We start from the raw sequence: 18244 nt of genomic DNA, 5'->3' as shown, positions 1-18244 counted from the left end.
TGAGAGGCTAGGACTTTTGTCCCAGCCTCATTCTTTTTATTTAATTTTCTTCATCTGGTGTCAAAATCATCGGGATAATGATGGGTTCACGTTCCGTGCTTTCGTAAAGGAAAGGACGAAGGGCGTTGACAATAGCACCATGTACGGTTTGAATGTTGGCATCCTTGTTCTTCAAGGCGATACGAATAGCATTGAAGAGGATGCGTTGGCTTTCACGGATCAAATCTCCGGATTCACGCATATAGATGAAGCCACGGCTGAGAATATCTGGTCCAGCTAAAATCATTTTTGACTTGAAGTCAACTGTTGCAACAGCAAGCACGACACCGTCTTCGGACAGGTCTCGCCGGTCACGAAGGACAGCAGCACCGATTTCCCCGATGCGGTTTCCATCGACATAGATGTCTTGAGCATTAAAGCTTCCTGCGATACGAGCAGAGTTGGCTGTAAGGGCGAGGACATCACCGTTACTCATGATGAAGATATTGTCTTTTTCTACTCCGCAATCACGAGCAAGTCCGGCGTGGATCTTCTGCATCCGGTATTCACCATGGACAGGCATGAAGTATTTTGGTTTGATCAAGCGGAGCATGAGTTTTTGTTCTTGTTGCCCCCCGTGTCCAGACGTATGGATGTTGTTGATCTTCCCATGAATGACATCGACACCCGCTTCAGAAATCGTATTGATCAATTTGTTAACGCTGGTTGTATTCCCAGGAATCGGACTAGATGAGAAGATAACGGTATCTCCCGGTTGGAGTTGCACTTGGCGGTGGGTGCCATTAGCAATCCGAGACAGGGCCGCCATGGGCTCCCCTTGGCTCCCTGTACACATAATGAGAATTTCGTTTGCCGGGTAGTCTTTGATCTCACTTGGTTCAATAATTGTTCCAGGAGGTACCTTGATATAGCCCAGCTCAATCCCGTTGACAATGGCTTTTTCCATCGAGCGTCCAAAGACAACAATCTTACGCCCGGTTTTAACAGCGGCATCTGCAGCCTGTTGGAGACGGAAGATATTGGATGCAAAGGATGCAAAGATGATGCGTCCATGAATGCCTTCAATGATCTTCATAATGGATTGGCCAACGACTTTTTCAGAGTTAGTAAAGGTTGGGACTTCCGCGTTGGTTGAGTCAGAAAGCAGACAGAGGACGCCTTCCTCTCCAAGTGCAGCCATCCGGTGAAGATCGGCCGGTTCACCAACGGGCGTGAAGTCAAATTTAAAGTCTCCCGTGCAGACGATTTTTCCTTGAGGTGTGTGGAGAACAATCCCCAAAGGTTCTGGAATGGAGTGGGTCGTACGGAAGAAGGTCGCTTTAATATGCTTAAAGGTCAACTCCGTATTTTGGTTGATTTCATAGAGTTTAGCACCGCGAAGGAGGCCATGCTCTTCCAATTTTCCACGAATAAGGGCTAGGGCCAAAGGTCCAGCATAGATGGGCACATTGGCTTGCTTCAAGAGGAAGGGAATTCCTCCAATATGGTCTTCGTGTCCGTGAGTAATCAAGACCCCTTTGACACGGTCGATATTTTCAACGATATAGGAATAGTCAGGAATAACGTAATCAATCCCTAACAAATCATCTTCAGGAAACTTGATCCCAGCATCTACAATGATGATTTCGTCTTGGTATTCAATCCCATAGGTATTTTTACCAATTTCCCCGAGACCTCCAATGGCGAAAACACCAACTTCTTCAGGTTTTAAGGTATATGCCATGGATTAGAACTCCGTAATTTCAAATGCGCCAGACTCTTTTTCATATTCTAGGTGTTGGTCTGACAAGAGGGTGATAAATTCGATGTTGTATGATGTATTTTCTTCAACGATGCGACGAGCTTCAATGCGTCCTTCCAGCTCATTCTTCGCATCAATATCGAGATAGAGGGCATGAGTCGTTTCACGACGAGGGTTGCGTTCTTTTGTTTCTTGGTAGAAAACTTTGTAAATCATTTCGTTTCGGTTCCTTTCATTTGTTCGGACTGTAGCAGAAAAGAAACAGCTAGTAGCTAGCTGAGACACCTATTCTTGCTTTCTTTTGTCCTGATTCGATATAATTATTATTCATTATACCATAAATAGGCTCTAAGGAAAAGATGCAAGCGGTTCTGAGGGCAGAAGGAAGCGCTTTTTTAGAAGGGATAGAGAGCAGCTGATTTCACAGTCTGGGGGTGCTTCCTCTACCGTTTGGCGTCTATTTGTAGTATAATATGAGACAGACAATGAGGAGAAAATATGAAAGTATTAGCATTCGACACCTCCAGTAAGGCCCTATCCGTTGCCCTTTTGGAGGAAGAAAACTTATTAGCAGAGTTGACACTGACAATCAAGAAAAACCACAGCATTACCTTGATGCCTACCATAGAATTTTTGATGGCGAGCATTGATTGGAAACCGACGGATCTGGACCGCATCGTCGTAGCAGAGGGACCAGGATCCTATACTGGCTTGCGAATTGCGGTAGCAACGGCTAAAACTCTAGCTCAAACACTAAAGATTGATTTGATAGGGGTATCTAGTTTACTAGCCTTGGTACCAGAAGAGATAGAAGGTCTGGCCATTCCAGTAATGGATGCCCGTCGCAACCATGTCTATGCGGGCTTTTACCAAGAGGATCAGCTGGTCTATCCGGAGGCTCACCTCTCTTTTGAAGCGGTATTAGAAAGAGCAAAGGGAGCTGAAAAGGTGACCTTCCTTGGGGAAGTGAAAGCCTTTGGGGAGCAGATACAAGAAGCCTTGCCACATGCTCAGATGCTAGAAACCCTACCGGATGCGGTACGGATCGGTCGACTAGGACTTACAAAAGAAGCTGTCTCCGTTCATGGTTTTGAGCCCAACTACCTCAAGCGGGTAGAAGCTGAGGAAAACTGGCTCAAGGACCATCAAGAGTCCGGTCAGTCCTACATCAAACGCCTATGATTCGAATTGAGAAGGAAGCGGGGCGATTCGATTTAGCCCCTCAGTTGGTAGAAGTCTTAGACGATGTCTATGGACAAAGCCCATGGAACTTGGAGCAAGTCCTAGCAGATCTTGGTCAACCTCAAAATTGGTATGCCTTCGCCTATAGTGGGGAAGAATTGGTTGGCTTCTTGGCCATGCAAGAAAATCTCTATGAGCTAGAGGTCGTCCAAATTGCTGTTCGAAAAGAGTGGCAAGGTCGCGGGATTGCGGGTCAGCTACTAGAAAGCCTTCCTCAGGAGAAAGAGGTCTTTTTAGAGGTGAGAGAAGGAAACACTCCAGCTCGGACTCTCTATCAGAAGCAAGGATTTAAAGAAATTGGTTGCCGGAAAGGGTATTATCATGCACCTACCGAAGACGCCATTATGATGAAAAGGGAAGCAGATGAAGGATAGATATATTTTGGCATTTGAAACATCTTGTGATGAGACCAGTGTCGCCGTCTTAAAAAACGATACAGAGCTCTTGTCCAATGTCATTGCCAGCCAGATTGAAAGCCATAAACGCTTTGGGGGAGTGGTTCCAGAAGTTGCCAGTCGGCACCATGTCGAAGTCATTACGGCCTGTATTGAGGAAGCGCTAGAAGAAGCGGGCATTACAGAAGAAGAAGTCACAGCGGTTGCGGTAACTTACGGCCCAGGTCTGGTTGGAGCTCTTTTGGTCGGCCTTGCTGCGGCCAAGGCCTTTGCCTGGGCCCATGGGATTCCTTTGATTCCTGTCAATCATATGGCTGGCCACTTGATGGCCGCTCAAAGCGTTGAGCCTTTAGAATTTCCGCTCTTGGCCTTGCTGGTTAGCGGAGGACACACCGAGTTGGTCTATGTCTCGGAGGCGGGTGATTATAAGATCGTTGGGGAAACACGTGATGATGCGGTTGGTGAGGCCTACGATAAGGTCGGTCGCGTCATGGGCTTGACCTATCCGGCTGGTCGTGAGATTGACGAGTTGGCGCATAAGGGTCAGGATATCTACGATTTCCCCCGTGCCATGATCAAGGAAGATAATTTGGAGTTCTCATTCTCAGGGCTCAAATCAGCCTTTATCAATCTCCACCACAATGCCGAGCAAAAAGGCGAGAGTCTGTCCAAGGAAGACCTATCGGCTTCCTTCCAAGCAGCGGTGATGGATATCTTGATGGCCAAGACCAAAAAAGCCCTGGAAAGATACCCGGTTAAGACCCTGGTGGTGGCGGGAGGAGTCGCGGCTAACCAAGGATTACGTGAACGCCTGGCTTCTGAGATCACAGATGTTAAGGTCATCATTCCTCCTCTGCGCCTCTGCGGTGACAATGCGGGGATGATTGCCTATGCCAGTGTCAGCGAATGGAATAGGGGAAATTTTGCTAGCTTAGATCTCAATGCTAAGCCTAGCCTTGCTTTTGATCCGATAGAAGAGAACTAGAATAGTTAAAGAACAGACATAAATGACGGGATTACGATTCCCGTCTCTTTTTTGTTATAATAGTTAGCATCATAAAATGGAAAGGAAGAAGGAGTGGAGAAGAATTTTCAACAGGGGGTCAGGGATGCCCTTCCGACAGCCTTAGGTTATATCAGTATTGGCTTGGCTTGTGGTGTGGTAGCATCGACCTATCTCTCCCCTTTAGAAATGGGATTGATGAGTCTCTTAGTTTACGCAGGGGCTTCTCAGTTTGCCATGATTTCTTTGATTGCCGTTCATTCGTCCCTCATGAATATTGCCTTAACTGTCTTTTTCATCAATTTGCGCAATATGCTCATGAGTCTGCATACCTCCCCTGATTTTAAGGAGGCTAGCCTAGTTCATAATATTGGAATTGGTAGTTTGTTGACAGATGAAAGTTATGGGGTTTATTTAAGCGAAAAATTGAAAAATGACCGGATCACTGTTCCTTGGATGCATGGCAATAACGTGGTCGGTTATCTAGCCTGGGGCTCATCAACTATTTTGGGGACAGCGTTGGGGTCCCTCTTACCCAATCCTAGTGCCTTCGGCCTAGACTTTGCACTAGTTGCCATGTTTATTGGGATTTTTGCTGGTCAGTTTCAAGGGATGCGCTTGACGGAAAAGCTAAAAACCATGCTCCTTGTTTTAGGTGCTGTGGCCTTTAGCTTTTTCCTCTTGACCTTCTTTTTGAGCCAATCCTTGGCTGTTTTAGTAGCTACTTTAACAGGTTGTTTCGTGGGGGTGATGTGTGATGCGCGTGAATAGTTGGGTTTTCTTGGTTATTTTGATGTCAGCAGTGGTCACCTGGATTCCACGTATTCTGCCCTTCGTTTTGGTCAAATACAGGGGCCTACCAGATCCAGTCCTGCGTTTTCTAAAGTACCTTCCCATTGCCATCATTTTTGCCCTGATTCTTTCCAGTCTAGTTGAGGGGAAGGTGGGCCAGCTCCCTCAGGTTCGATGGTTGGATCTGCTAGCAGCCGTCCCGACCATGCTGGTAGCCTTTCGTTACAAAAACCTAATGGGCACTGTTCTATTTGGCATTGTTTTGGTTGCTCTCTTACGATTGCTTGTCGCCTGAATCTCCTGAATTTTTAGATAGATTACTTTTTATTACGAATATTACAAAAGTATTTCAAAAACACTTGACATTGAGTAATATTGTAATATAATAGTTTTTATCAAATGAAGTGAGGGATCATGATGATGAAAAAATGGACAAGTTTAGCACTTTTAGGATTGACTTCTGCAAGCCTACTCGTAGCCTGTGGTTCAAAAAAAGAAGAGAACAAATCTTCTGCCAAAGAAGCACAAACGACGGTGAAGTCTAGTCAGAAAAAAGCAAAGGCAGCTTCTTCTGGAAAGAAAGAGACAAAAGCTACTGAAGCGAATTCGCAAGAAGGGGCACAAGCTGCTTCTAAAGATGCAGCAAACTCAGGTCAAACCGATGCAGGATCTAGTTCAGCAAGCACTAACAAGGCCATAGATTCGTCTCAAATGGTGCCAGAAGAGCTGGTAGGGACTTGGACAGGAACAACTGAAATTGCCAAAGATGTCCAAATGACCGTGGCTGCAGATGGAACGGTCACTACAACAGCGAACTTTTATCAAGCTGATTTGAATCCCGTACGTACTGCAACGACAAAAGCCAAGGCAGTTCAAGCCTCTGGTAATGTCTATTACTGGGAAACAGACGAACCTGGAGCTTTTGATGCCCTTCTTCCAGGTATTGCTGGACTTGGAGGAGCCAATATGAAGGTAAAACCCGGTTTCATTTTGGAAGAGGGCCATTATACACCGATTGTATTTGTAACAGGACTTAATGAAGACTTTGATTATAGCAAATACAATGATTTCCGTGTTTCTCTTACAAAATAAAGAAAAATCCACGAATCCCCATGGACTCGTGGATTTTGTTTTAGAGAAATTGTGTAATAAAGACAATGAGGATGACAATTGGAATCACAAAGCGAAGCAAGAAAATCCAGGTCTTGAAAAGGAAGCGTTTGGATTTTTCATCTCCCACCTTGAGTTCTTCTTGAGCTAGGACTTGATCAAAGAGATAGCCTGTAAATAGGGAGAGGCAGAGAGCTCCAAAAGGCATGAGGAGGTTGGAAACCAAAAAGTCCATGCAATCAAAGAAGGATTTTCCAAAGAGGGTCCACTTGGATAGTACTCCATAGGATAGGGTGGATGGAATCCCAAAGACAAAGGTCAGAAGACCAATGATTTGGCTCCATTTAGCCCGCTTTTTGTTGTTTTGGTTGGTGACGTTCCCGACATTAATCTCTAACATGACGACGGATGAGGTAATAGTCGCAAAGAGAAAGAGAAGCAGGAAAAGCAGGTAGAAGAGAGTTCCAAAAGGCATCTTATCAAAGACTTGTGGAAGGACTACAAAGAGGAGCCCCGGTCCACTAGTAGAAGGGATTTGAAAGGCTGACATAGCTGGGAAGATCGCCAAGCCCGCCATGATGGAAACGGCAATATTCATGAAGACGACGGAAATCCCGGATTGAACCAGGTCAGTGTCCTTGTCCAAATAGGAAGCATAGGTCAACATGGCCGTCACCCCTAGAGAGAGGGCGAAGAAAGATTGGCCCAAGGCATAGAGCAGACCTTGGCTAGTCATCTTGGAGAAGTCTGGCTTGAGGAAATAGGCGACTCCCTCCCAAGCGCCAGGTAAGGTCAAGGAACGACCAATCATGACTAAGAAGATAATGAAGAGAAGTGGCATCATGAATTTTGAGGCCTTTTCAATCCCTTGTTCCACCCCCTTAGAAACAATCAAGACATTGAGGAGGATGAAGATGGCCTGGGCCCCAAGAGCTAACCAGGGATTTGAAATAATCTCCCCAAAGAGCTGGGTGTAGTCGTTAACTGTAAGAAGTTGGAATAACTCTCCCAAGGCAACCCCTAAATAAATCAAGATCCAGCCACCGATGACACTGTAGAAGGAGAGGAGGATAAACAGGGCAAAGGCACCGATCCAACCGATCCCATCATAAAGGCGACGGCCACCGAGTTTTCCAAAGGTTTTAATGGCAGAGACACCAGCTGCACGCCCTAGAGTAAATTCAGCCAGTAAGAGGGGAAAACCGATGAGTAGAGTTGCTATCAAAAAAACGAGAAGAAAACTTCCGCCCCCGTTAGCAGCGGTCATATAGGGGAATTTCCAAACTGCTCCAAGCCCAATTGCAGAACCTGCAGAAGCTAGGATGAAGCCAATTTTGGAACCCCATTGAGATTTTTCAGACATCTTTAAAACTCCGATCTATTTTTAAATAAGAAAAGGCTACTTGAGTTATCAAATAGCCTTCTCTCAATGGCTCTTTAGGAGCCTTCTGTGTGATTGATAGACTTGATTATCCTATCATGATTTTTAAAGACTGTCAAGAAAGCGGTTTTCATGTTTTTATAGGTTTCTCAAAAAAGTTAAAAAATTTTCGCAAAAACACTTGACTCTGACCTAAGGGGAGGGGGTATACTATCATTGTAAGGAGCAAATCATGTACCAAATAAAAGAAGCTGCGCAGCTTTCAGGTGTCTCTGTCAAGACCCTGCACCACTATGACAAGATAGGACTCTTGGTCCCCTTAAAGTCGGAAAACGGCTATCGAACTTACAGTCAAGAGGATTTGGAACGCCTTCAGGTCATTCTTTACTACAAATATCTAGGGTTTTCTTTAGAGAAAATAGCAGAGCTATTAAAGGAAGAAAGAATAGATTTATTGCCCCATTTGACTAGGCAGTTGGACTATCTAACTCGAGAAAGGCAACATCTGGATACTTTGATTTCCACCTTGCAAAAAACGATTCAAGAACAAAAAGGAGAAAGAAAAATGACCATTGAGGAAAAATTCACTGGATTTAGCTATCAAGATCATCAAAAATACCAGCAAGAAGCGGTGGAGAAGTATGGCCAAGAAGTCATGGATCAAGCCCTCGAACGCCAAAAAGGTCGTGAAGATGAGTCTACGGCTGCCTTTAACCAAGTCTTTCAAACTTTAGCACAAAATCTTCAAGCTGGTTTACCTGCAACAGCAATTGAAAACCAAGAGCAAGCAGCCAAGCTCTTGCAAGCCATTCGTACTTATGGATTTGACTGCTCTATTGAAGTCTTTGGACATATCGGTAAAGGATACGTCTATAACCCTGAGTTCAAGGAAAATATTGATAAATTTGGACCTGGAACAGCCCAGTACACATCAGATGTGATTGCCCACTATGTTGAAAAACAGAGCAAATAATCGGCGGAGGACTCTCCGCCGATTATTTGCTATTTTAAATCATAAAGCCAGTCGTCACCGTCTTTATAGTAGAAGAATTCACTGAGATCATCTTACAAAAAAACACGAAGCATATCAGACATATCATTGGTTGCAAGTTTTAGATGAGATAGATTTTCAAACTCTTCCCACCAGACCTTTCCTTCGTCTGAAGACTGGAGCTCACCAGTAAAGTGTTCGGTCTTGTAAAAAAGGACGACATAACGGTAATCCTCATCATCGTACCAGTCCTTGATACCACAGAGTTGGTGTTTAGAAATGGTTAGACCCGTTTCTTCTCTCACTTCACGAATGACCGCATCGACAAAGGATTCGCCACGTTCAACATGTCCGCCAGGAAAAGTAATGCCAGGCCAGTCAGGACTAACTCGATCTTGAACCAGAACCTTGTCCCCATTTTTAATCATGCACATGTTGACAAATTCAACTGACTCTCTTCTGTTCATTTTTCACAACCTTTGATATTTAATCATAATGCAGACTTCCTGCCACCCAACCAGTGCAGAGGGCAGAAGTGATGTTAAAGCCACCTGTGTGAGCATTGATATCAAGTACTTCACCAGCAAAGTGAAGGCCAGGAACTAATTTGCTTTCCAGAGTTTTAGGATTAATTTCCTTGAGACTAACACCACCTTTAGTTACAAAAGATTTTGCTAGCGACATCTTTCCAGTCACAGGGATTTTGAGGGATTTGATAGATTGGACAAGTTGGTCAAGTTCTTTTTCTGTTAGTTGTTTGACTTTTTCTGGATATCCTTGAATAAAGAATTCTGCCAAGCGTTCAGGGAGCATGGTTTTCAAAGCATTTTTCAAGGATTTTTCACGGTTTTCTTCAAGAAATGATAGCAAATCACTTTCAGAAAGTTGTGGCAAGACATCTAGGGAGAGGATTTCACCACCCTTGACAAAGCTAGACATGCGAAGGGCGGCCGGGCCTGACAAGCCAAAGTGGGTAAAGAGAAGGTCATGGGTGATGACATGCTTGCCATAGCTTAGAGTCACATCGTCCAGTGAAATTCCCTGCAAGGCCTTATGCGGAAAATCCGTCAATAAAGGACTCTCGGCAGCTTCGAGCTCGGTAATAGTATGTTTGAAGTGACGAGCGATATCGTGGCCAAAGCCGGTAGAGCCCGTCGAAGGGTAGGACTTTCCACCGGTTGTCACAATCAAGCGGTTTGCAGTCCAGGTCTCATCTTTGGATTTGATGACAAATTGTCCGTCGATTTTCTTCACAGAGGTTACCTCTACTTGGCAGCGGACTTGACCGCCAAGCTCAGCAATCTTATCAGTCAGCGCTTGAATAATCGTCTGGGAACGATCTGAGGCTGGAAAGACACGACCATGGTCTTCGACCTTAAGTTTGACCCCGTTTTCTGTAAAAAAGCGGATGATATCATGATTGTCAAATTGAGAAAAGACACTGTAAAGGAAGCGTCCGTTGCCTGGAATGCCTGCTAGGAGATCGTCCAGGCTCCCATTGTTGGTCACATTGCACCGACCTCCGCCAGTCCCAGCTAACTTCTTTCCTAGTTTGCGGTTTTTTTCCAAGAGGAGGGTTGCTTGCCCGTAGAAGGCACTGGAGATGGTGGCCATCATGCCAGCAGGGCCTCCTCCAATGACAATGGTATCGTAGTGGTTCATAAGGTCTCCTTTTTCTCGTCTCATTTCATTTTCCAGTTCATTGTAACATAAAAAATGAACCCTGTCCCCAGGCTCCACTTTTTATGAATTAATTGTCTTCGTCCGGATTTTGACGGAGGTGGATAGAATAACGTTTAGGTGGGTAAATTCCAATTTCAGGACCCCAGCGTGGGAAGAGCTGATTAGTTTTCTTCCCAGCAGCGTACTTGGCTTCTGCCGCCATTTCCCAGAGCTCTTCGTAGAGATCTCCTAGCAAAAAGTCAAGCTCTTGATAATAGAGGTCTGGCTTTCCATAGTCATTAAGGCTTAGTTCCATCAAACCATAGACTTGTAGTTTATGGTCCATGAGTCTACGTCCGTCCACCTTGTTAGAGTGGACAATGATGCGTCCGAAGGGATCATTTCTCCGGATGCGTTCGAGCTCTTTGTAGGCGTTGATTCCAGAATTTCCTTGACAGGAGAAGAAGTAAATGTTTTTCAAGTCATAGTCAATATAGGAGATATTTCCATTATAGACCAGCTTGACTGGTAGATTACGAACCCGTTTTTTCTCTAGATAGTTGTTAATATGTTCGACCAACATCTTAGAGGGATAATTGTATTCAATGACATAGATCATAGATTCTTTCCTTTGCTATTGAGTAAATAACTGAGCTATCTTTCAGTTACGATTAGTATACAAGCTTTTGAAGTCAAATAGGGGGAAAAATCTATTTGGTTGATTTTTGAAGCTATTCGGTTCATTTTGGAGGAGCAAAGGAGAAAAAATCGCTAAAGGAATACGAAAAAAATGGGGAAGTGGGGACGAAGAAGGGCATCATTTTTTAAAAACACAAAGAAAATTTACCGAAATATTTCATTTGTGCTATAATCAAGGGGAAGTGACGTCATGGAAAGAAGGGTATCATGAGTTTAGAACAGTTAGAGCGGAAATCGCTCCAAGAAATCAATCAATCCGTCAAGGTTCCCAAGGGAACTTCTTTTTGGAAGACCTTATTATTGTTTTCAGGTCCGGGTAGCCTAGTAGCAGTGGGCTACATGGATCCCGGAAACTGGATCACCAGCGTTGTTGGAGGGGCTCACTATCGTTACTTGCTATTGTCGGTAGTTCTCTTGTCTTCCTTGATTGCCATGCAATTGCAACAGATGGCTGGGAAACTAGGGATTGTCCATCGGAAAGATTTGGCCCAGACAACAGCGACGCATTTGCCCAAGTGGCTCCGCTATATTCTCTGGTTAGTGATTGAATTAGCTTTGATGGCGACAGATTTAGCAGAAGTCATTGGTTCAGGGATTGCTCTTCATTTGCTGTTCGGATGGCCCTTGCTCTTTTCTATTTTGGTCACCATCCTGGATGTCTTCCTCCTCCTTGGACTCATGCACTTAGGTTTTCGCAAGATTGAGGCCATTGTCTCCACCTTGATTTTGACCATTTTGGGGATTTTTATCTATCTTGTGGTCCTATCAAAACCAGATATAGGTGGAATTTTTGCTGGGTTTATTCCCCAAAAGGAAATCGTAGGCATTGGTCTTCCTAAAGGATCACAAGCCTTGACGCTAGCCCTGGGGATTATTGGTGCAACCGTCATGCCTCATAATCTCTATTTACATTCTTCCATTTCACAAACACGAAAGGTCGATTATGAGGATCCTGCAGATGTTCGTCGGGCTGTGCGCTTCATGACCTGGGACTCCAATATTGAATTGACCCTGGCTTTTGTTGTCAACTCTCTCTTGTTGATTCTCGGAGCGGCCCTCTTTTTTGGCCACGCTGAAGAAATTGGAGCCTTCTCTAGTATGTATGATGCCTTGAAAAACAATGCCATTGCAGGAGCTATTGCAAGTCCTTTTCTGTCCACTCTCTTTGCCGTTGCTTTGTTAGCAAGTGGTCAAAATTCAACTATCACAGGCACTCTGACGGGACAAATTGTCATGGAAGGTTTTCTTAAATTCCGGCTTCCTCAATGGCTTGTCCGTCTCTTTACTAGGATGTTAGCCCTCACTCCTGTCCTGATAGTCGCCTTTCTCTTTGGGGATCAGGAAAGTGTTCTAGATGATTTGTTAGTCTATTCTCAAGTCTTCTTGTCGCTGGCTCTACCATTTTCAATTTTTCCCTTAGTTTACTTTACCTCCAATAAAAAAATCATGGGAGAATTTGTCAATGCAAAATGGAATACCTATTTAGCTTACGGAGTAGCAACTCTTTTGACTCTTTTAAACGTCCAACTCATTGTGACGACGCTCTTTAAATAAAAAATCAGCTTTGTCGGATGGGGAAAACATGCTATAATAGGAGAGAAGTCCCCATCTAGCTAGAAAATGGGCAGAAGTGGGCGGTAACCATTAAACAAGAGGGGCTAACCCCTTGATACGAAAGGAATCTAGAAAATCTTATGATGAATATGCAAAACATGATGAAGCAAGCACAAAAGCTTCAGAAACAAATGGAACAAAGCCAGGCAGAGTTGGCGGCTTCTCAATTTGTTGGCAAATCAGCTCAGGACTTAGTCGTCGCTACCTTGACAGGTGATAAAAAGGTGGTATCTATCGAATTTAACCCAGCAGTCGTGGACCCAGAAGATACAGAAACTCTTTCTGATATGACGGTTCAAGCCATCAATGCGGCCATCGAAGAAATTGATGAGGCAACCAAGAAAAAATTGGGAGCTTTTGCTGGTAAATTACCATTCTAAGCATACAGAGAAAGAGAGTGAGACAGAAATCGGTAATTCGTTAGAATTCGATTTCGTCGTCCCACCTCCGCACAGTTGAGTAGGGCTGTAAAAGCTGATGAAATCAGCGTAGTAGAGCTCACTCAACCACTGCGTCTTGCTCGATAATCCAAAGACAATAGAGAGGCTAGGACTTTTGTCCCAGCCTCTTTTTAGTCGTTAAAAAAATTGGAGAGGTCTAATCCACCAAAAGGAGAGGTAGAAAAGGATTCTTGTTCTGTTAAGAGTTGCCGGGCCCGGTCTGATTCGAGAAAGGCTTCATAAACAAGGGCAGTCATTCGTGCATCTTCTAGACTATCATGCGATTTTCCAGCCACACCTAAAAACTGAGCAACTGTATGGAGCTGCAAGTTTTTGATCCCATGGAGGTCAGAAGGCCGGCGTTTAGACGCTTCCTCAAAGACATCAACAGCATACTGGTCTGTGAACTCCAGCCCATTTTCTGCTAGGATAGGGAGGTCGCTCTTGATGGCATTGTATCCAATGAGGGGACTGTCTGCAACAAAGTCTTGAAACTCTTCTAGGACTTGTTCGAGTGGGGGAGCTTGGAGGATTTTATCAGATGTGATCCCGGTGAGGCCATTGATAAAACTCTTTAGTGGTTTATCCGTATAGGCATAGGAATCAAAGTGGGCAACTTCTTGGCCATCTGCAAAGCGGACGGCAGAAACTTGGATAATGTGGTACTTTCCTTCAAATTGATTAAATTCTAAATCAAAGGAGACATAGTGGCTTAATTCTTTCAAGGGAACTCCTTCATATAATGGGTGTTTTTGGATTTTCTAATTGTTGAGGGGAAGGAAAGGCATAGAAAAAACTGACCGAAGTCAGTTTTTAGCGACCAAAGACGCGTCTCCAGAAGCCTTTACTCTCTTGTTCTTGAACCTTTTCATTGGCTTGATCTAATTCTAATTTCAATGTTTCGCGGTCATTCATTGCCTGAAGGGTTAGCTGTTGTTGTTGGTCGAGCTGTTTGTCTTTTTCAGCGATCTGAACATCTTTGACACGCAACTGTTCGTCCTTTTTAGATAATTGCTCATCTTTGGATTTTAGCTGGTCGTCTTTTGCTTTTAGTTGTTCGTAGAGACGAACGATTTCAGCATTCTTCTCGTCGACTAGAATCTCCATCAGTTCCCGTTGTTTGACATCATCACTGACGGGCTCGTCTTCAAAGATCGTCTTTTTGTAGATTTCTTCTAGCTTGATCAAGCCACTACGGGTTACGACGGTAACTCCCTTATCATTTTTTTCTGTATCTTCAGGATCTAGGGCCTTGACACGGTTGTTGACCGCTTGGCGACTAACTCCTAGAATTTCAGCAATTTCGCTGACTGTTTTTTCGATAGCCATAATATCCTCTAAACTCTTTTTCTATGAAATACTCTCTTAGATATTATCATAAGTAGGCAAGGCTGTCAAATGAAGCAGGGGAAGGGACGACTGGAGAAAAGGCTGGATTCCTTACTCCATTTCAGGAAGGGTCAGGCTAGAATTGGCCAGGTCAATGGTGAGTTGGTAGTCCGTCTGGTCGCGGACGGTGATCTCGAAATCGGTTGTATAAAGGACAAGACGAAGAGTAGTCCCTTTTTCCAGCTTGTAGATGGTTGGTTGGAGTTCAAAGTCGAATTCCATCCATTCCCCTGGGGTTACAGGTTCGACTTGTAAAAGATCATGACGGTTTTGAAGGTTGAGATACCCCTTTGTAATTACTCGTTGGCCGGCTTCCTTGAAGGGCAACTCGGTCAAGTTGTCTAGCATATGGTAACGACCGTTATCAAGGGTACGGACGGATAGGACGGCTGGATAAGGCTGGAGGTACTTCTTGCTTCCTAGCTCCATCAGTTGGGCTGAGAGCAAGCCCTTGTCAGTGCTAGATTGGAGCCGTAGGTGAAGGCGAGCTTTTCCGTTGAGGTGTAGGTCTTTTTCTATCGGAAGATCGATGGTCACTTGCTGGGCCTTATCTTGGTAAAGATCGGTTAAGAAGGTTGGATAGGCCTTGCCATAGCGCTCATAGTCTTCTGTCGCATAGCGGTTTTGGATAACTTTTTCACTGTCACCAAGAGAGAAGGTCCGCTGAGCTGTTTGGTTGCCAAAATCTTCTAAGCTAGTCCAGCTTTGCTCTCCTGTATTGTCCTGCCAGATGACAGTTGGCAATTCATAGCTTGAATCGTAGCCCAGTAATTTTTTAGAAAGTAGGGCGTTCATGCTTTCACGGAAGTCAATGGACTGCCAGTTGTTGAGGTAAACATGGGCACCATTGTGGTAGAAGAGGTGTTTCCTGATGTTTGCTGGAAGAGCCTGGAACATATTATAGACATGGAGGGGTTTGACGTTCCAGTCTTGCGAACCATGGGTGAAGACGACTTCAGCCTTGACTTTGTCTGCCTGTAGGAGGTAGTTACGGTTGTGCCAGAATTGGTTGTAGTCCCCTGTTTTGCGATCCAATTGCTTCTTAACCTCTTCCAAATCAGCGACATGGGCTGCATGGTGGCGGAGATAGTCTCCAGCCCGAAGGGCGCGTGAATAGGTCAACTCAGCGAGCGAATCAAAATCCTCTCCAGGATAGCCACCAGGACTTGTGACAAGGCCATTTTCGCGGTAGTAGTTGTACCAAGAAGAGATACCGGCTTCTGCGATGATCACTTCTAGGCCATCAACCCCTGTGGTAGCCAGTCCATTGGACATGGTTCCTAGGTAGGATAAGCCCGTCGTAGCAACCTTGCCGTTGGACCAATCAGCCTTGATTTGGCGTTGGCGACTATGGTCTGTGAAGGCACGACAGCGTCCGTTGAGCCAGTCGATGACATTTTTATAGGCCTCGATTTGACGGTAATCTCCATTAGTCATCAAGCCTTGGGAGTCCTTGGTCCCTAGACCGGAGACGTAGAGATTGGCGAAGCCACGGGCGAGAAGGTAGTCATTGAGAGTATAACTGCTGTTGATATGAGTGAGGGTTTCTTCAGCCTCAGAGACCAGTTGGGCTTCTCCAACTGGGTCAACGATTTCGAGCGTGGGTTGACTGACTTGGATGCTTCTTGCTTCTTTTTTCTCCAGGTCCACATTCATATTATAGAGAGCCTTGTCACTGGCCTTGTCATTGGTTCCTTGGTGATAAGGGCTGGCAGTCATGACGGCTGGAATTTTTCCTTCATAGCGAGGGCGAATAATATTGACCTTGACCAAATCTGGAAGACCATCCTGATCGCTATCAATTCGACTTTCTACATAGACCACCTCGCGGATCACATCATGGCAGTTAAAAGTGGCTAGACTTTTTCCGTTGAAAAAGTGGTAGCGATTGTCTTCAGGGATTAAGCCATCACTGACCAACTGTTCGATGAGTAAATTCCCTTTGACTGTTCGAGTGTTGAGGAGGTGATAGAGATTCTCTACCAAGTTTCCATATTTAATCGGAAATTGGACTTCTTTTAAGAAGTTATCTGTTTCTTCAAAGTCAATAAAATAGCGGAAACCGAGCAATTGGAGGGCTACTGTGTAGAAAATATTTGGAGACCATTCGCGGTCAGATTGGAAATAACTTAGGAGATCTGTTTTAGAATCCACCACAAGGTTAGAGAGGGGATAGTCTGTGTTTTTATAAGTGAAGAACACTTTGCGAACAAAGCATTCAAACTGTTCTTTTTCTGTAAGATGAAGAGGAAGGTCAAAACCGATTTCTTTTAATTCTTTTAGAATGTCTGCTTGGTCGAGAGCCAAGTAACTATATTGATTGTATTTCATAGGATGCTCCTTTTGTCAGCTTCACTGTTTCTTTACTTCTTATATTATACTTGATAAAATAGTATTTGTCTAAAGACCTTTGATCTATGAAGGAGGGTGCCATGGTGAGAACATTATCTGTTGAAGAAGTTGCAAGAAGGCGGACCTTATTGTTTGGGCTTCTTGCTGTTATTTTTGGGATTCTCATTTTTCGAAACGGTGTTGGCTTCACCAAGTTTTCCTTGGATCTATTAGCTGTTTATTTTTTAGTCGATGGACTAGGAAGTTTTCTCCTGCGCTTGATCTTGCGTCGCAAGTCTATTTCCTATAGCCATTCCATTTGGTTTATTTTTCTTTCGGTTAGTTTGAGTTGGTTGAATCGATTGACCAATTTACCCGTTGATTTGGTGGTGATTTGTTTAGGAGCTTACCAGTTGGGAACAGCTCTGGTCTATGCCATTACATTTTGGCTTTACAAGGCCAATCGGGTAAAAGGAGGCTGGATCTATTTATGGGATGCTCTTTTGAACGGGGCGATTGGTCTAGCAAGCGTCTTGGAACCTGGTTCAGATGGGCACTTTCAATTTATCCTCTTGGGGACTTATCTGGTCTTGTTGGGGATTTCTAATATTCGAGATGGTATTTTATTTGACAAAGACCAACAAGGCCAGGAGTTGAAACGTCGCTTTCGTATTAGCCTACCTGTTATCTTTGCAGCCTTTATCCCAGCTGAGGAGTTAAAACGCTTTAACCAGTTTCTTCAAAAAGGGAGATCGACGGGTCAAGGTGGCCCATATCGGTTGGTGAAAACGGAAGAAGAGGCAAGGGAATTAGAAATTTTGGTTCATACTTCTGATAGCAACCTATTTGGAGCGATTGGGCATGTAGATATTTGTTATCAGGGGAAGGTCATTTCTTACGGAAGTTACGATCCTTTTTCAGAGCGTCTGTTTGGGACGATTGGGGATGGCGTACTTTTTAAAGTGGATAAGGAACCATACATCGAACTATGTAAAAGAGAGAGTCACAAGACTCTGTTTGGCTACAGTCTATCCCTTACGGAAGAAGAGAGTCAGGCAGTGGAGAAACGTCTAGATGAAATTGATCAATTGTTAGAACCTTGGGATCCACCTAGTAGGTTACAGGAAGACGGTCAGACGACCTATGCTTACAAATTGAAGTATGATTTAGGAGCTGAACTATATAAATTTACTTCTTCGCGTTTTAAATCTTATTTTATTCTGTCTACTAATTGTTGCCTGTTAGCAGATTCGATCGTGGGACAGGCGGGAACGGCTGTATTAGATGTGCGGGGAGTGATTGCACCAGGGACCTATCAGGATTATTTAGAGTACGAATTTGAAGCTCCAAATGGCCTGGTCCATACACGAACCGTATATTAAGAAAAGAACGATAGATTCTAAATTTTGAGAAATCTGTCTTTTTTGCACAAGATTTCTTGTAAAAAAAAAGAA

18 protein-coding genes and 1 pseudogene are annotated in these 18244 nt (G+C 44.3%); 10 read left to right on the top strand and 9 right to left on the bottom strand.

Translation table 11 applies throughout. The features are described from left to right. Nucleotides 1-40: 40 nt before the first annotated feature. Nucleotides 41-1723, bottom strand: a complete 1683-nt coding sequence (gene rnjA / locus EL081_RS08945; protein ID WP_126404879.1) for a ribonuclease J1 — start codon at nt 1721-1723, stop codon at nt 41-43. 3 nt (nt 1724-1726) lie between these two features. Further along, a complete protein-coding gene (locus EL081_RS08940; RefSeq protein ID WP_126404878.1) occupies nt 1727-1957 on the bottom strand; it encodes a DNA-dependent RNA polymerase subunit epsilon in 231 nt (76 codons plus the stop codon). Between the two features lie 282 nt (nt 1958-2239). Between EL081_RS08940 and tsaB the strand changes: the two genes are divergently transcribed. The 6 genes from tsaB (at nt 2240) to EL081_RS08910 (ending at nt 6265) form a co-directional block, all read left to right on the top strand. Next, nucleotides 2240-2923 carry a tRNA (adenosine(37)-N6)-threonylcarbamoyltransferase complex dimerization subunit type 1 TsaB gene (tsaB, locus tag EL081_RS08935; RefSeq protein WP_126404877.1) on the top strand — a complete coding sequence of 228 codons (684 nt, stop codon included), beginning with the start codon at nt 2240-2242 and terminating at the stop codon, nt 2921-2923. Next, complete coding sequence (gene rimI, locus EL081_RS08930) at nt 2920-3357, top strand: ribosomal protein S18-alanine N-acetyltransferase (protein ID WP_126404876.1); 438 nt, start codon at nt 2920-2922, stop codon at nt 3355-3357. The genes tsaB and rimI overlap by 4 nt, the downstream gene beginning before the upstream one ends. Continuing rightward, entirely contained in the window at nt 3347-4363 is a 1017-nt protein-coding gene (gene tsaD, locus EL081_RS08925; RefSeq protein WP_126404875.1) for a tRNA (adenosine(37)-N6)-threonylcarbamoyltransferase complex transferase subunit TsaD, read from the top strand. The genes rimI and tsaD overlap by 11 nt, the downstream gene beginning before the upstream one ends. Nucleotides 4364-4456: 93 nt before the next feature. Beyond that, complete coding sequence (locus EL081_RS08920; RefSeq protein WP_126404874.1) at nt 4457-5152, top strand: AzlC family ABC transporter permease; 696 nt, start codon at nt 4457-4459, stop codon at nt 5150-5152. Then, a complete protein-coding gene (locus tag EL081_RS08915; protein WP_126405077.1) occupies nt 5139-5468 on the top strand; it encodes an AzlD domain-containing protein in 330 nt (109 codons plus the stop codon). The genes EL081_RS08920 and EL081_RS08915 overlap by 14 nt, the downstream gene beginning before the upstream one ends. A gap of 119 nt (nt 5469-5587) precedes the next feature. After that, a complete protein-coding gene (locus tag EL081_RS08910) occupies nt 5588-6265 on the top strand; it encodes a hypothetical protein (RefSeq protein WP_126404873.1) in 678 nt (225 codons plus the stop codon). A 40-nt stretch (nt 6266-6305) separates the two neighbouring features. On the opposite strand, the gene EL081_RS08905 is transcribed toward EL081_RS08910, so the two are convergent. Beyond that, complete coding sequence (locus EL081_RS08905) at nt 6306-7646, bottom strand: sodium-dependent transporter (RefSeq protein WP_126405076.1); 1341 nt, start codon at nt 7644-7646, stop codon at nt 6306-6308. Between the two features lie 250 nt (nt 7647-7896). Here EL081_RS08905 and EL081_RS08900 point away from each other — a divergent pair, with 250 nt between their 5' ends. Further along, nucleotides 7897-8637 (top strand): MerR family transcriptional regulator, encoded by a 741-nt coding sequence (locus EL081_RS08900; RefSeq protein ID WP_126404872.1) that lies wholly within the window; start codon nt 7897-7899, stop codon nt 8635-8637. A 29-nt stretch (nt 8638-8666) separates the two neighbouring features. Here the strand turns inward: EL081_RS08900 and EL081_RS08895 are convergent. The 3 genes and pseudogenes from EL081_RS08895 to EL081_RS08885 all read right to left on the bottom strand — a co-directional run bounded on the left by EL081_RS08895 (nt 8667) and on the right by EL081_RS08885 (nt 10936). Continuing rightward, nucleotides 8667-9122 (bottom strand): annotated as a pseudogene (locus EL081_RS08895) (8-oxo-dGTP diphosphatase). Nucleotides 9123-9141: 19 nt separating this feature from the next. Next, on the bottom strand, nt 9142-10317 hold the full coding sequence (locus EL081_RS08890) for an NAD(P)/FAD-dependent oxidoreductase (protein ID WP_126405075.1): 1176 nt from the start codon (nt 10315-10317) through the stop codon (nt 9142-9144). Nucleotides 10318-10405: 88 nt separating this feature from the next. Next, entirely contained in the window at nt 10406-10936 is a 531-nt protein-coding gene (locus EL081_RS08885; RefSeq protein WP_126404870.1) for a hypothetical protein, read from the bottom strand. Nucleotides 10937-11223: 287 nt separating this feature from the next. Between EL081_RS08885 and EL081_RS08880 the strand changes: the two genes are divergently transcribed. Both EL081_RS08880 and EL081_RS08875 read left to right on the top strand, forming a co-directional pair. Then, a complete protein-coding gene (locus tag EL081_RS08880; protein WP_126404869.1) occupies nt 11224-12570 on the top strand; it encodes an Nramp family divalent metal transporter in 1347 nt (448 codons plus the stop codon). A gap of 140 nt (nt 12571-12710) precedes the next feature. Further along, nucleotides 12711-13010 (top strand): YbaB/EbfC family nucleoid-associated protein, encoded by a 300-nt coding sequence (locus EL081_RS08875; protein ID WP_006595550.1) that lies wholly within the window; start codon nt 12711-12713, stop codon nt 13008-13010. 191 nt (nt 13011-13201) lie between these two features. Here EL081_RS08875 and EL081_RS08860 read toward each other — a convergent pair whose 3' ends face one another. From EL081_RS08860 to EL081_RS08850, 3 genes are all read right to left on the bottom strand, one after another. Then, nucleotides 13202-13795 carry a 3'-5' exonuclease gene (locus tag EL081_RS08860; RefSeq protein WP_126404868.1) on the bottom strand — a complete coding sequence of 198 codons (594 nt, stop codon included), beginning with the start codon at nt 13793-13795 and terminating at the stop codon, nt 13202-13204. Between the two features lie 88 nt (nt 13796-13883). After that, the gene (locus EL081_RS08855; protein WP_006595552.1) at nt 13884-14399 is read right to left on the bottom strand and encodes a DUF536 domain-containing protein; all 516 of its coding nucleotides are present in this window, start codon (nt 14397-14399) and stop codon (nt 13884-13886) included. Nucleotides 14400-14510: 111 nt separating this feature from the next. Beyond that, complete coding sequence (locus tag EL081_RS08850) at nt 14511-16790, bottom strand: Xaa-Pro dipeptidyl-peptidase (RefSeq protein ID WP_126404867.1); 2280 nt, start codon at nt 16788-16790, stop codon at nt 14511-14513. A gap of 101 nt (nt 16791-16891) precedes the next feature. Here EL081_RS08850 and EL081_RS08845 point away from each other — a divergent pair, with 101 nt between their 5' ends. Continuing rightward, on the top strand, nt 16892-18172 hold the full coding sequence (locus tag EL081_RS08845) for a DUF308 domain-containing protein (RefSeq protein ID WP_126404866.1): 1281 nt from the start codon (nt 16892-16894) through the stop codon (nt 18170-18172). Nucleotides 18173-18244 lie beyond the last annotated feature (72 nt).

It is taken from the genome of Streptococcus viridans, assembly GCF_900636365.1.
Classification (GTDB): domain Bacteria; phylum Bacillota; class Bacilli; order Lactobacillales; family Streptococcaceae; genus Streptococcus; species Streptococcus viridans_A.
The sequence above is the reverse complement of the archived record's forward strand: the minus strand, read 5'-3'. Positions and strand labels throughout refer to the sequence as shown.